We start from the raw sequence: 13,013 nt of genomic DNA on the forward strand, positions 1-13,013 counted from the left end.
GCTTCGCGACGGGCGCCGAGCGTGCCGGGGAGATCTCATGAGGCGGTATCACCTGGCGGTGGCCCTGCTGTTGTGCACGGTGGTCAGCGCGTGCACGCCGCAGACCCGGGCGACCCGTACCGCAACCTCGCCGTCGCCCTCAGCGTCGCCCTCCGTCTCGGCCTGTGCGTCCGGTTCGTTGCGGTGGGCCGCCTCGGAGGCGGAGACGCGGCTGACCGAGGTCTCGCCGGTGCTGCGGATCGGCAAGGGTGCCGGAAAGACCCGCTTCCCCAAAGTCCGGGTACGCGGTGTGACGGCCCGCTTCGAGACGAGCGCGCCGGGTGTTTCGGGCCGTCAGGTCATCCGGTCCCTCGCCGGCCACCTGAGCCTCGACTCCACGATGCTGGCGGGCCCTGGGGAGTCGACCGCCGGGCGGACGAAGAGCAAGATCCTGATCGGTCCCTTCACGGACTCCGGCCGCTTCGTCCAGGCCGACGGCGTCAAGGTCGTCGAGGCGAGCTTCACCGTCGACTGCCCCGGCCGCGACACGCCCGTGTACGGCAGTGCCACGACCTGGTACGGCAACAGCAGCGCCCTGCTGGAGTGCGGCGTCAGCCCCGGTAAGGAGCCCTGGGTCCGCGAGGCGTACCGGCTGACCTGCGGCCGACGGACTACTTAGGGGCCGCCCGCTGCGGGCTGATCGGGGTCGCGGCCGCCGTCTGCGGGGAGTCCGCGTTGGAGTAGACCGAGGGCGCGGCCACCGTGGCCGTGGGGTCGGGGGCCTCGTCCTCCGGGACGGCCGTCGCGCCGCCCACGATGCGGATGCTCGCCGCGTCGAAGGCCCGCTTGATGCGCCAGCGCAGCTCGCGCTCCACCGTCACCGACTTGCCCGGCATGGTCTTGGCGGAGACGCGGACGACCATCGAGTCGATGAGCACGCTGTCCAGGCCGAGGACCTCGATGGGGCCCCACAGGAGCTCGTTCCAGGGCTCCTCCTTGCTCATCTTCTCGGCGACCTCGTCGAGGGTGGCCTTCACCCGGTCCAGGTCCTCGTTCGCCTTCACGGTGACGTCGACACCCGCCGTGGCCCAGCCCTGCGAGAGGTTGCCGATGCGCTTGACCTCGCCGTTGCGGACGTACCAGATCTCGCCGTTGTCGCCGCGCAGCTTGGTCACGCGCAGGCCGACCTCGACCACCTCGCCCGAGGCCACCCCCGCGTCGATCGTGTCGCCGACGCCGTACTGGTCCTCGAGGATCATGAAGACGCCGGAGAGGAAGTCCGTGACCAGGTTGCGGGCACCGAAACCGATGGCGACACCGGCGACACCGGCAGACGCCAGCAGCGGGGCCAGGTTGATCTTGAAGGTGGACAGCACCATCAGCGCGGCCGTGCCGAGGATCAGGAAGCTGGCCACCGAGCGCAGCACCGAGCCGATCGCCGCGGCGCGCTGCCGGCGCCGCTCGGCGTTGACCAGCAGCCCGCCCAGCGCGGAGCCGTCCACCGCCTGCACGCTCCGGGTCATCCGGTCTATCAGCTGGGTGATCGCCCGCCGCACCGCCGCTCTGAGCGCGACCGCCACCACCACGACCAGCAGGATCTGCAGACCCATCGCGAGCCAGGTCGACCAGTTCTGCTCCACCCAGCTCGCCGCGTTCGTCGCGCTCTCCTGGGCGTCCTGGAGCGACGGCACGGCCGGCGCCGTCGACCCCGAGGGGGACGGCGACGGCGTCGCGCCGGCGGCCATTAGGACGACGGGCAAGGACACGGCAGGTACCTCCACGGTGCGGCGCGGTCCGCTCCGGTGGGGCGGTCAAGGTCACGAAAAGGTCACCGGTCGGACAGGACAAACACACTAACGGGGCATTGTGTGTGCTCCGCGCCGATCCGCACAGGAGAGACCGGACTCACCCGGGCTTGAACAGGCCATGCTCGGGGGGATGAATCAGGTGTGGTCGAAAACACTCCCAGCCCGTTACCGGGAGATGGTGGCGCTTCCACCAGCCCGGAGGGGAGACTGACTGCAGTTCGTCCCGGCGCGAGCCACGCGCCGCCGACGCCCAAGGAGGCACCCGTGCCGCACGTCCTGGTCCTCAACGCGTCGTACGAGCCGCTCGGCGTCGTACCGCTCCGCCGCGCGCTCGTCCTCGTCCTGGAGAACAAGGCCGTCTCCCTCGAGGAATCCGGCGCCTACATGCACAGCGCGACCGTCACAGTCCCCGCACCCAGCGTGGTCCGGCTCAAGCGATTCGTACGGGTTCCCTACCGGGGGCCCGTTCCTCTTACCCGCCGAGCGCTCTTCGCGCGCGACGGGGGCCGGTGCATGTACTGCGGTGGCGTCGCAACCAGCGTCGACCACGTCATCCCGCGCAGCCGCGGGGGCAAGCACGTCTGGGACAACGTGGTGGCGTCCTGCCGCCGCTGCAACCACGTGAAGGCCGACCGCCATCTCGTCGAGATCGGCTGGCGGCTGCGCCACAAACCCGCCCCGCCCACCGGTCTGGCCTGGCGCATCATCGGGACCGGCCACAGGGACCCGCGCTGGATGCCGTACTTGCAGCCGTTCGGCGCGGACGACGCCCTGGCCCGGATCGACGGCATTTCCGCCTGACGATCCGGGTCTTCGTATTGCGTCGCGGCTGCCTGAGCCGGCGGTGACCGGCTCCGAGGGTCCCCCGTGCCCCCGGAGCCGGAGCATCACGAGTAGCGCAGCTCCGCCGGGTGCACCGAGCGGCGCAGCAGGGGCAGCGAGGTGGCCGCCGCCAGCAGGCAGCACGCGTACACGCCCAGCGGGACCAGCAGCGCGGCGTACGGCACGCTCTGGGTGGCGTACTCCTGCTGCAGCGAGGCGTACCAGATGCCGATCGCCATGCCGCCGCCGCCCGCCAGCGCGACCGCGGGGGCCAGCGGCAGCGCGGTCTCCAGGAGCAGCGCCCGGCCGAGCACCGCCCGCGGCACTCCCGCGGCGACCTGCGCGGCCAGGCCGCGACGGCGGTTCGCCAGCGACTCGGCGGTGCCGACGGCGAGCCCGGAGAGGGTGATCGCGAGGCCGACGAGGATCGCGGCGGCGGTCAGGTCGATGCCCGTCGTGTAGAAGGACATGCGCATGCCCAGGTGGCCCTCGCGCGCCGCGCCGTGCAGGTCGGCCAGGAGCACCTGCCGGACCCCGACGAAGCCCGTGCCGACGATCGTGACCAGCAGCACCGCGGCGTGCGTACGGGCCGCGGCCCAGGGGTCGTCGCGCAGCCGTTCCGCCGCGATCAGCGTCGCCGCGGAACGGGCCCGGCCCGCCAGCAGCCGCCCGACCGCCTTGGCCGTGCCCCCGGCCAGCCACACCGTGCCCGCGCCGACCACGAGGACCAGTGCGAACACCGTCAGCGGCAGCCGGCCGCGGTCGCTGCCGGAGGTGTTCCCGGCCGCCCAGAGAGCCAGGAGCAGTACGACCACCACACCGCCCGCGAACAGCACCCCCGGCCCCCGCCCGCTGCTCGGCCGCACCCGGCGCACCCACCCGAGCGGCGAGGCCACCACCCGGCGCAGCGCCAGCGCGCTCGCGGCCGCACCCAGCACCGGCACACCCACCAGGACCATCGCGATCCCGGCCCAGGTCCAGACGGTCGGGCTGTCCCACAGGCCCAGCAGGACCGGGACCGCGACGGCCGTGGCGAGGACCGCGCCCAGCAGACAGGACAGCCCCGTCTCCAGGGCGGCGATCCGGCGCACCTGGGCCGGGGTGGCGCCCGCCAGCCGCAGCCCGGCCAGCCGCCGGTCGCGGTGCACGGCGCCGATCCGGGCGCACTGCCCGAGGAACCCCAGCACCGGCACCAGCAGGAGCAGCAGGCTGACGATCACCCCCGAGCGCTCGCCCGGGTCGTCCAGCAGGCCGCTGGCGAAGGGCACCTCGTGATGCCCGCGGAGCGAGCCCAGCGCCACGGCCGTGAGGGCGAACCCCGTGGCCAGCGCGGCCCCGGCCGCCGTCAGCCCGGCCCGCCACCACTCCTGCCGGTCCGAGCCCCGGGTGAGCTGCCAGGCGAGCCGGACGTCGGCCGACACGGCACCCCGGGCGTCGCTGCGTACGTCCGTCGTCACGCCGCCACCTCCGCCGGCACCGCGACGCCGTCGCTCAGCCGCACCTCGCGGTCCGCGTACGCCGCCACCTGGGCGTCGTGCGTGATCAGCAGTACCGCGGTGCCCGACTCGCGGGCGGTGTGCACCAGGGCCGTCATCACCTGCTCGGTCGCCAGCGAGTCCAGCGCCCCGGTCGGCTCGTCGGCGAAGACCACCTTCGGGCCGGTCACAAGCGCCCGGGCCAGGGCGACCCGCTGGGCCTGGCCGCCGCTCATCTCGCCCGGCCGCAGTGCCTCCTGCCCGCGCACCCCGAACCGCTCCAGCCACTCGCCGGCCCGCCCCCGGGCCTCGGCGCGGTCGGTTCCGGCCAGCATCAGCGGCAGCGCCACGTTGTCCGCGGCCGTCAGCTCGGGGATCAGCTGCCCGAACTGGAAGACCACGCCGAAGTCGGTGCGGCGCAGCTCGCTCAGCCGCTTCTCCGGCAGCTGGTCGAGCCGCTGCCCGGCGTAGGCCACCGAGCCCTCGTCCGGGCGGACGATCCCGGCCAGGCAGTGCAGCAGCGTCGACTTGCCGCTGCCGCTGGCCCCCGTCACGGCGAGGATCTCGCCGGCGCGCAGCTCCACCGAGGCGCCGCGCAGCGCCCGCGTCCTGCCGTGTGCCTTGACGAGGTCCCGGCCCGCCAGAAGCGGCACCGAGGCGTCCCCCTTGTTGCTCATGCTGCGTCGACCTCCGCGGTCAGAGTGGTCAGCCGGGCCGCCGTGGTGTGCATCCAGCGGAGGTCGGCGTCGAGGTGGTTGAGGGCGAAGTCCGCCGAGAGCACGGTCGCGAGGTCCGCGTCCCGGGCGGTCTTGACCGCTGTGAGTTCCCGCATCCGCTCCATGTGCGCGGCGCGCTGGGCCCGGAGATAGGCGGCCGGGTCGCCGCCCGCGAGGATCGACACGACGACCTTGGCGAAGATCTCGTTCGTCACGAAGGGCGCGGGCGGGGCGATCTCACCCGCCCAGTGGGCCAGCTCGTGCGCGCCGGTGTCCGTGGAGCGGTACAGGGTCCGCTCCGGGCCCCCGTCCGCGTCGGTGCCGTCGACCTCCGCGAGACCGTCGCGGACCAGGCGTTGCAGGGTCGTGTAGACCTGCCCGTAGGCCAGCGGACGGGCCTGCGGAAAGCGTTCGTCGTGGCGTCGCTTGAGGTCGTAGCCATGGCTCGACCCCGCCGCGAGCAGCCCCAGAAGGATGTGCCGGGTGCTCATGTCGATCACTATATACGCGCTACATGTACTGAGTGAATAGTCCCTCGCAGTGCGAGAAGCGCCGGCCCGCATGACAGCCGGGATGACGTATGCGTCACGTTGTTCTTTCCCGTACGTCTGTCATCGCGTCCACTGGGTAGGGCTGCGGTATCCCGCCACATGGCCGTACCGACCGACGTACCGACTAAGGAGGCCCCCGTGGCCGCACCGGCACACACCCTGCTCCCGGCCCTCTCCAAACCCTCGGCGGAGCCGTCCGCCGACACCCAGGAGCTGTACGCCTGCGTCTTCAGCGCGGAGGGCAGCTGCGCCGAGGCGCCGCTGACGAGTGAACCCCCCCTGCCCGACGCCGAACCGCTGACAAGTGAACCGCCGATCGCCGACGCCGCCCCGCTGACCAGCGAGTCCGACCCGACCCCGGACTCCTACGGCCCGGGGCTGTAGATGGCCGGACCCCTCGACGAGGAGCTGTCCCGGCTCGCGGAGCTGCACGGAGTCGCCACCTCCTACAGCCCGTCCCCCGACCGCACGGTCGCGGCCTCCGCCGGCGCCGTCGCCGCCGCCCTGGCCGCCCTGGGCGTCGACGCCGCCACCCCCGCGGCCACCCGCGCCGCCCTCGCCGACCGGGAACGGGAGCTGCGCGAGCGGCTGCTGCCGCCGACCCTGGTCCACTGGACGGACACGGCCGCCGCCCCCGCCGCCCTCGCGGCCCTGCCCGCCGGCACCCGGCTGCGGATCGAGACCGAGCAGGGCGAGACCCGGGCCGCCGCCGGACACCTCCCGCCCGGCGTCCACCGCGTCACCGCCACCGCCCCCGACGGGCGCACGGCCGACACCCACCTGATCGTGGCCCCGCCCCGGCTGCCCACCCCCACCGGACGCTCCTACGGGCTCCTCGTCCAGCTCTACTCCCTGCTCTCCGCCCGCTCCTGGGGCATGGGCGACCTCGGGGACCTCGCCGAGCTCGCCGCCTGGGCCGGACGCACGGCCGGCGCCGGGTTCGTGCAGGTCAACCCGCTGCACGCGGCCGTACCAGGCGCCCCCACCGACCCCTCCCCGTACCGTCCCTCCTCCCGCCGCTTCCCCGACCCGGTGCACCTGCGGGTGGAGAACGTCCCCGAGTACGCGTACGCCGAGGACCGTGAGCCCCTGCGCGCGCTCCTCGACCGGGCCGCGCGGCTGCGCTCCTCGGTGCTCGACAAGGGCGCGCTGATCGACCGGGACGCGGTGTGGGAACTGAAGCGGGAGGCACTGGAGCGCGTGCGCGAGGTCCCGCCGGGGCCGGGCAGACAGGCCGCGTACGACCGCTTCCGCGCCGAGCAGGGCCAGGCCCTGGAGGACCACGCCACCTGGTACGCCCTCGCCGAGGCGCACGGCTCCGACTGGCAGCGCTGGCCCGCCGGGCTGCGCGACCCCCGCTCGCCCGAGACCGCCCGGGCCCGCGCCGAACTGGCCGACCGCGTCGGCTTCCACTCCTGGCTCGCCTGGCTCACCGACGAGCAGCTCACCGCCGCCCAGCGGGCCGCCCGCGAGGCGGGCATGCCGGTCGGGGTCGTCCACGACCTCGCGGTCGGCGTACACCCCGGCGGCGCCGACGCCTGGGCGCAGCAGGAGTACTTCGCCGCCGGGATGTCGGTCGGCGCCCCGCCGGACGCCTTCAACGCGCGCGGCCAGGACTGGGGCCTGCCGCCCTGGCGCCCCGACCGCCTGGCCGCCTCCGGCCACGCCCCCTACCGCCGCCTGCTGCGCGCCCTCTTCCGCTACGCCGGCGCGCTGCGCATCGACCACGTCATGGGCCTGTTCCGGCTGTGGTGGGTGCCGCAGGGACAGCCGCCGACCGAGGGCACGTACGTCCGCTACGACGCCGAGGCCATGCTCGCCCTGCTCGCGCTGGAGGCCTCCCGGGCCGGGGCGGTGGTGATCGGCGAGGACCTGGGCACCGTGGAGCCGGGCGTGCGCGAGACGCTCCAGCGGCGCGGGGTGCTCGGGACGTCCGTGCTGTGGTTCGAACGCGACTGGGAGGGCGACGGCCGTCCGCTGGCGCCCGAGAGCTGGCGCGCCGACTGCCTGGCCACCGCCACCACCCACGACCTGCCACCCACCGCCGCCCGCCTCACCGGCGAGCACGTCGACCTGCGCGACCGCCTCGGCCTGCTGACCCGCCCGGTGGCGGAAGAACGGGCGGAGGCGGGCGCCGACGCACGGGAGTGGCTGACGCAGCTCACCCGGCTCGGCCTGCTCGACGGCGCGGCGGCGGGCGACGGCGGCGGCGCGGACGAGGAGGCGCGGATCCAGGCCGTCCACCGCTTCCTGCTGCGCACCCCCGCCCGCATGATCGGCGTCTGGCTCCCCGACGGCATCGGCGACCGCCGCCCGCAGAACCTCCCCGGCACCTGGGACCAGTACCCGAACTGGCGGCTGCCCGTCGCCGACGCGGAGGGCCGCCCGGTGACCCTGGAGGAGCTGACGGCCTCGCCGAGGATGCGGGCGCTGCTGCGGGTGCTGAGGGAGGGCTGAGCCGCGCGATACGGCACCCCGGACGCGCGGCCCGTTGCGGCGTTCGCTAGTTTTGCGGTGTGGACAAGAAGAACGCCCTGCGCGCCGGCGCCCTGGCCGCCGGTACGACGCTGATGATGCTGCTCATGTCGTCCCCCGCGCTCGCGCTGACCCGCGACGACGGCGACGACCCCGGCAAGGGACTCAACGTCGCGGAGACGCTGGGCCTCTATGTCGTCGCGCCCCTCGTCATCTTCGCGGTCATCACGGGCCTGGTCATGGTGCTGGACAAGTCCCACGCCAAGAAGGACGACACCAGCTCCAACATCGACGTCAAGGCCCAGGCCAAGGCCTGACCCATGCCTCCCGCCGAGGGCGCCGGTGCGACCGGCGCCCTCGGCGTGTGCGCGGGCGCTCCGGCTCAGGCGGGGCCGGACGCCGTCAGATACCGCTGCACGGTCGGCGCGAGCCACGCCACGATCTCCTCGGGGCGCAGGGCCACGGCCGGCTCCAGGCGCAGCACATAGCGGGTGAGCGCCAGCCCCAGCAGCTGCGAGGCGCACAGCGCGGCCCGCAGCGGGGCCTGCTCGGGGTCGGGACAGGCCTGCCGGGCCACGGGCAGCAGCTGGTCCCGGAAGATGCCCTGCATGCGCTCGGCCCCGGCCCGGTTGGTGGCGCCGACCCGGAGCACGGCCGTGAGCTCCTCGTTCTCCTCCCACAGGGCCAGGAAGTGGGTCACCAGCGCCCTCCCGACCTCCTCGCGCGGCAGCGCGCCCAGCTCCGGCAGCCGCAGGTCGAGCGCCACGGCCGCCGCGAACAGGCCCTCCTTGTTGCCGAAGTACCGCATCACCATCGACGGGTCGATGTGCGCGTCCCTGGCGATGGCGCGGATGGTGGCCCGCTCGTATCCGTCGGTGGCGAAGTGCTCGCGGGCGGCGGTGAGGATCGCGTTGCGGGTGGCGTCGGAGCGGCGGGGAGTACTGGCGTTCATGCGACGAGCGTAGGCCAACAAGCGTTGACCAGTCGGCGTCGGCTCGGCCTCCTGGGCTACGAGCGGCTCTCCGTCGCCCCCGCGAGCAGCTCCCGCAGCAGGTCGGCCAGTTGGCCGGCCTGTTCCCCGGCCAGCACGGACAGGGCGGCCGTCTGCTCCGCCAGGCCCGCCCCGACCGCCTCGTCGATCAGCCGCAGCCCCTCGTCGGTCAGGGTCACCCGCAGCCCGCGCCGGTCGTGCGGGTCGGGGGAGCGGCGCAGCAGTCCCGCCCGCTCCAGCTTGTCGAGGCGGCCGGTCATGCCGCCGGTGGTGAGCATGAGCGTGGCCGACAGCTGGCGGGGGGAGAGGGCGTAGGGCTCGCCGGAGCGGCGCAGGGTGGCCAGCACGTCGAACTCGCCGCGCGAGATGCCGTAGGGCTCGTACGTCTTCTCCATCCGGTCGCCCATCGCGCGCGAGAGCCGGAAGATCCGGCCGAAGACCTCCATCGCGGCGGTGTCGAGGTCGGGCCGCACGGCCGCCCACTGGTCGATGATCGCGTCGACGGCGTCCCTCTGCTCAGCGCTCATGCGGGGAGTATCCGCCGGGTTCCGGTCGCTCGCAAGAAACTGGCTTGACGCTAAGTCACTTAGCGCTAAGCTACTTATCACTGAGTCATTACCTTCCCATCCGCCGCCGCGTTCCCTAAGGGGCCCTTCCATGGCCGCAAGCCGCCCGGCGCTCATCGCCCTCACCGCGCTCGCCCCCGTCTCCTGGGGCACCACCTACGCCGTCACCACCGAGCTCCTCCCGGCCGACCGCCCCCTGTTCACCGGCCTGATGCGCGCCCTGCCCGCCGGACTGCTCCTGCTGGCGCTCTCCCGCGCCCTGCCGCGCGGCGCCTGGTGGTGGAAGGCCGCCGTCCTCGGCGCGCTGAACATCGGTGCCTTCTTCCCGCTGCTGTTCCTGTCCGCGTACCGGCTGCCCGGCGGCATGGCCGCCGTCGTCGGCTCGGTCGGCCCGCTGTTCGTCGTCGGCCTCTCGGCGCCCCTGCTCGGGCAGCGGCCCACCGCGCGCACGCTGCTCACCGGGGTCGCGGCGGCCTTCGGAGTGAGCCTGGTCGTGCTCAGGGCGGCGGGCGCCCTCGACCCCGTGGGCGTGCTCGCCGCCCTCGCCTCCACCGCCTCGATGTCCACCGGCACCGTGCTGACCAAGCGCTGGGGCCGCCCCGAGGGCGTCGGCCCGCTCGCGCTGACCGGCTGGCAGCTCACCGCGGGCGGTCTGCTCATCGCCCCCGTCGCCCTCCTCGCCGAGGGCGCGCCGCCCGCCCTCGACGGCCGGGCGATCGGCGGCTACCTGTACCTGGCCCTGGCGAACACCGCGGTCGCCTACTGGCTGTGGTTCCGCGGCATCGGCCGCCTCTCCGCCACCCAGGTCACCTTCCTCGGCCCGCTCTCCCCCCTCACGGCGGCCGTCCTCGGCTGGGCGGCCCTCGGCCAGACACTGACCCCGGTCCAGTTGGCGGGCATGGCGCTGGCCTTCGGGGCGACGGTGGCCGGGCAGCTGGGGGCGCGCCCCGTCCCGCCGCCCGCCCCCCGAACGACGGAAAGGGGCGCCCGGCGTGCTGCCGGGCGCCCCACAGGCGTACGCGCGAAGGACTAGACGGCCGCCGCCGCGTCCGCCGCCTGGGCCTTCAGGGCGCGCTCGACGCCCGCCCGGGACTCCGAGACCAGCCGGCGCAGGGCCGGGGCGGGCTCGGCGGAGGCCAGCCAGGCGTCCGTCTTGTCCAGGGTGTCCTGCGAGACCTGGAGCGAGGGGTAGAGGCCGATCACGATCTGCTGGGCGATCTCGTGCGAACGCGAGTCCCAGATGTCCTTCAGGACCTCGAAGTACCGGTCCGTGTAGGACGCCAGCAGCTCCCGCTGGTCGGTCTGGACGAAGCCGCCGATGACGGCCTCCTGCACGGCGTTCGGCAGCTTGTCCGACTCGATGACCGACGCCCAGGCCTCCGCCTTGGCCTCCTCCGTCGGCCGCGCCGCCCGCGCGGTCGCCGCGTGCCGCTCACCGGCCGCCGTCCGGTCCCGCTCGTACTCGCCCGCGACATCGGCCTCGTCGTAGTGCCCGACGGCCGTCAGCCGCTCCACGAACGCCCAGCGCAGCTCGGTGTCGACGACCAGGCCCTCGATCGTCGTCGTACCGTCCAGCAGGGCGCCGAGCAGGTCCACCTGCTCCGGCGTACGGGCGGTCGCCGCGAAGGCCCGCGCCCACGCCAGCTGGTGGTCGCTGCCCGGCTCGGCCGCCCGCAGATGGGCCAGCGTGGCGTCCGTCCAGCGGGTGAGCAGGGCGTCGCGGGCGGCCGGGTCCGCGTACAGCTCGATCGCCAGCTTCACCTGCCGGTGCAGCGACTGCACGACACCGATGTCCGACTCCTTGGCGATACCCGACAGCACCAGCGACAGGTAGTCGCGGGTCGCCAGCTCCCCGTCCCTCGTCATGTCCCACGCCGACGCCCAGCACAGGGCACGCGGCAGCGAGGCCTCGAAGTCGCCGAGGTGCTCGGTGACGAAGGCCAGGGACTGCTCGTCCAGACGCACCTTGGCGTACGACAGGTCGTCGTCGTTGAGCAGCACCACCGCCGGACGGCGCTTGCCGACCAGCTGCGGTACGGCCGTCAGCTCGCCGTCCACGTCCAGCTCCACGCGCTCACCGCGCACCAGCTTGCCGCTCGCCCCGTCCAGGTCGTACAGGCCGACCGCGATCCGGTGCGGGCGCAGCGTCGGCTCGCCCTTCGCGCCGGCGGGCAGCGCCGGGGCCTCCTGCCGGATCGCGAAGGAGGTGATGACACCCTCGGCGTCCGTCTCGACCTCCGGCCGCAGGACGTTGATCCCCGCGGTCTCCAGCCACTTCTTCGACCAGGTCTTCAGATCCCGCCCGGAGGTCTCCTCCAGGGCGCCGAGCAGGTCGGACAGGCGCGTGTTGCCGAACGCGTGCCGCTTGAAGTAGGCCTGCACGCCCCGGAAGAACTCGTCCTCACCGACGTACGCGACCAACTGCTTCAGCACCGAGGCGCCCTTGGCGTACGTGATGCCGTCGAAGTTGACGAGGACGTCGTCCAGGTCGTTGATCTCCGCCATGATCGGGTGCGTGGAGGGCAGCTGGTCCTGCCGGTAGGCCCACGTCTTCATGGAGTTGGCGAAGGTGGTCCACGCGTGCGGCCAGCGCGAGCCCGGCGCGGAGGCCTGGCAGGCGATGGAGGTGTACGTGGCGAACGACTCGTTCAGCCACAGGTCGTTCCACCACTCCATGGTGACCAGGTCGCCGAACCACATGTGGGCCAGCTCGTGCAGCACGGTCTCCGCGCGCACCTCGTACGCCGCGTCCGTCACCTTGGACCGGAAGACGTACTGGTCGCGGATGGTGACGGCACCCGCGTTCTCCATCGCGCCCGCGTTGAACTCCGGTACGAAGAGCTGGTCGTACTTCTCGAACGGGTACGCGTAGTCGAACTTCTCCTGGAACCAGTCGAAGCCCTGCCGGGTCACCTCGAACAGCGCGTCCGAGTCGAGGAACTCCGCGAGGGAGGGCCGGCAGTAGATGCCCAGCGGCACGGACTGCCCGTCCTTCTCGTACACGCTGTGCACGGAATGGTACGGCCCGACGATCAGCGCGGTGATGTACGTCGAGATCCGCGGCGTCGGCTCGAAGACCCAGACGTCGTCCTTGGGCTCGGGCGTCGGCGAGTTGGAAATGACGGTCCAGCCCGTCGGCGCCTTCACGGTGAACTGGAAGGTGGCCTTCAGGTCCGGCTGCTCGAAGGAGGCGAAGACCCGGCGGGCGTCCGGCACCTCGAACTGGGTGTAGAGATAGGCCTGGTCGTCCACCGGGTCCACGAAGCGGTGCAGGCCCTCGCCGGTGTTGGTGTACGCGCAGTCCGCGGCCACCCGCAGGATGTTGCGCCCTTCCAGCAGCCCCGGCAGGGCGATCCGCGAGTCCTTGAAGACCTCGGCCGGCTCCAGCGGGTCGCCGTTCAGGGTCACCTCGTGGACGGTCGGCGCCACCAGGTCGATGAAGGAGTCGGCGCCGTTCTCCGCCACGTCGAAGCGCACCGTGGTCACGGACCGGTAGGTACCGCCCTCCTGCGCGCCGGAGAGGTCGAGATCGATCTCGTACGAGTCAACGGTGAGCAGCTTCGCCCGCTGCTGCGCCTCTTCGCGAGTCAGGTTTGTGCCAGGCACGCGGTCATCTCCTCGTTATGTGTC

Annotated in this window: 13 protein-coding genes; 6 read left to right on the forward strand and 7 right to left on the reverse strand. The window is 73.4% G+C overall.

The window, feature by feature from the left end:
• The first annotated feature begins 37 nt into the window (after window positions 1–37).
• Complete coding sequence (locus ACZ7L0_RS13065) at window positions 38–658, forward strand: hypothetical protein (protein ID WP_471242516.1); 621 nt, start codon at window positions 38–40, stop codon at window positions 656–658.
• Here the strand turns inward: ACZ7L0_RS13065 and ACZ7L0_RS13070 are convergent.
• On the reverse strand, window positions 651–1,745 hold the full coding sequence (locus ACZ7L0_RS13070) for a mechanosensitive ion channel family protein (protein ID WP_471242517.1): 1,095 nt from the start codon (window positions 1,743–1,745) through the stop codon (window positions 651–653). The genes ACZ7L0_RS13065 and ACZ7L0_RS13070 overlap by 8 nt on opposite strands.
• A 306-nt stretch (window positions 1,746–2,051) precedes the next feature.
• Here ACZ7L0_RS13070 and ACZ7L0_RS13075 point away from each other — a divergent pair, with 306 nt between their 5' ends.
• Entirely contained in the window at window positions 2,052–2,588 is a 537-nt protein-coding gene (locus ACZ7L0_RS13075; protein ID WP_471242518.1) for an HNH endonuclease, read from the forward strand.
• Between the two features lie 86 nt (window positions 2,589–2,674).
• On the opposite strand, the gene ACZ7L0_RS13080 is transcribed toward ACZ7L0_RS13075, so the two are convergent.
• Genes ACZ7L0_RS13080 through ACZ7L0_RS13090 form a run of 3 tightly spaced genes read right to left on the reverse strand, consistent with a single transcriptional unit; the run spans window position 2,675 to window position 5,291 of the window.
• Complete coding sequence (locus ACZ7L0_RS13080; RefSeq protein WP_471242519.1) at window positions 2,675–4,066, reverse strand: FtsX-like permease family protein; 1,392 nt, start codon at window positions 4,064–4,066, stop codon at window positions 2,675–2,677.
• Window positions 4,063–4,761, reverse strand: coding sequence for an ABC transporter ATP-binding protein (locus ACZ7L0_RS13085; protein ID WP_471242520.1), 699 nt, complete (start codon window positions 4,759–4,761; stop codon window positions 4,063–4,065). Before ACZ7L0_RS13085 ends, ACZ7L0_RS13080 begins: the two co-directional genes overlap by 4 nt.
• On the reverse strand, window positions 4,758–5,291 hold the full coding sequence (locus tag ACZ7L0_RS13090) for a PadR family transcriptional regulator (protein WP_471242521.1): 534 nt from the start codon (window positions 5,289–5,291) through the stop codon (window positions 4,758–4,760). The genes ACZ7L0_RS13085 and ACZ7L0_RS13090 overlap by 4 nt, the downstream gene beginning before the upstream one ends.
• A 198-nt stretch (window positions 5,292–5,489) precedes the next feature.
• On the opposite strand from ACZ7L0_RS13090, the gene ACZ7L0_RS13095 reads away from it, so the two are divergent.
• The 3 genes from ACZ7L0_RS13095 to ACZ7L0_RS13105 are packed head-to-tail and all read left to right on the forward strand — an operon-like array spanning window position 5,490 to window position 8,143.
• On the forward strand, window positions 5,490–5,735 hold the full coding sequence (locus ACZ7L0_RS13095) for a hypothetical protein (protein ID WP_471242522.1): 246 nt from the start codon (window positions 5,490–5,492) through the stop codon (window positions 5,733–5,735).
• Window positions 5,736–7,808 carry a 4-alpha-glucanotransferase gene (gene malQ / locus ACZ7L0_RS13100; RefSeq protein ID WP_471242523.1) on the forward strand — a complete coding sequence of 691 codons (2,073 nt, stop codon included), beginning with the start codon at window positions 5,736–5,738 and terminating at the stop codon, window positions 7,806–7,808.
• Window positions 7,809–7,867: 59 nt separating this feature from the next.
• Window positions 7,868–8,143 (forward strand): hypothetical protein, encoded by a 276-nt coding sequence (locus ACZ7L0_RS13105; protein ID WP_471242524.1) that lies wholly within the window; start codon window positions 7,868–7,870, stop codon window positions 8,141–8,143.
• Between the two features lie 65 nt (window positions 8,144–8,208).
• Here ACZ7L0_RS13105 and ACZ7L0_RS13110 read toward each other — a convergent pair whose 3' ends face one another.
• Both ACZ7L0_RS13110 and ACZ7L0_RS13115 read right to left on the reverse strand, forming a co-directional pair.
• Window positions 8,209–8,778: a TetR/AcrR family transcriptional regulator gene (locus ACZ7L0_RS13110; protein ID WP_471242525.1), complete on the reverse strand. Its 570-nt coding sequence runs from the start codon at window positions 8,776–8,778 to the stop codon at window positions 8,209–8,211.
• A gap of 56 nt (window positions 8,779–8,834) precedes the next feature.
• Complete coding sequence (locus ACZ7L0_RS13115; RefSeq protein ID WP_471242526.1) at window positions 8,835–9,344, reverse strand: MarR family winged helix-turn-helix transcriptional regulator; 510 nt, start codon at window positions 9,342–9,344, stop codon at window positions 8,835–8,837.
• Window positions 9,345–9,474: 130 nt separating this feature from the next.
• Here ACZ7L0_RS13115 and ACZ7L0_RS13120 point away from each other — a divergent pair, with 130 nt between their 5' ends.
• Window positions 9,475–10,416 carry an EamA family transporter gene (locus ACZ7L0_RS13120; protein WP_471242527.1) on the forward strand — a complete coding sequence of 314 codons (942 nt, stop codon included), beginning with the start codon at window positions 9,475–9,477 and terminating at the stop codon, window positions 10,414–10,416.
• Here the strand turns inward: ACZ7L0_RS13120 and pepN are convergent.
• Entirely contained in the window at window positions 10,413–12,989 is a 2,577-nt protein-coding gene (gene pepN, locus ACZ7L0_RS13125) for an aminopeptidase N (RefSeq protein ID WP_471242528.1), read from the reverse strand. The genes ACZ7L0_RS13120 and pepN overlap by 4 nt on opposite strands.
• Window positions 12,990–13,013: the final 24 nt, after the last annotated feature.

This window comes from Streptomyces sp. NPDC039424, from assembly GCF_055639495.1.

Coding starts and splice junctions, on each gene's coding strand:
- ACZ7L0_RS13065 (WP_471242516.1), top strand. CDS start 38: ATGAGGCGGTATCACCTGGCGGTGGCCCTGCTGTTGTGCACGGTGGTC.
- ACZ7L0_RS13085 (WP_471242520.1), bottom strand. CDS start 4,761: ATGAGCAACAAGGGGGACGCCTCGGTGCCGCTTCTGGCGGGCCGGGAC.
- ACZ7L0_RS13090 (WP_471242521.1), bottom strand. CDS start 5,291: ATGAGCACCCGGCACATCCTTCTGGGGCTGCTCGCGGCGGGGTCGAGC.
- malQ (WP_471242523.1), top strand. CDS start 5,736: ATGGCCGGACCCCTCGACGAGGAGCTGTCCCGGCTCGCGGAGCTGCAC.
- ACZ7L0_RS13110 (WP_471242525.1), bottom strand. CDS start 8,778: ATGAACGCCAGTACTCCCCGCCGCTCCGACGCCACCCGCAACGCGATC.
- ACZ7L0_RS13115 (WP_471242526.1), bottom strand. CDS start 9,344: ATGAGCGCTGAGCAGAGGGACGCCGTCGACGCGATCATCGACCAGTGG.
- ACZ7L0_RS13120 (WP_471242527.1), top strand. CDS start 9,475: ATGGCCGCAAGCCGCCCGGCGCTCATCGCCCTCACCGCGCTCGCCCCC.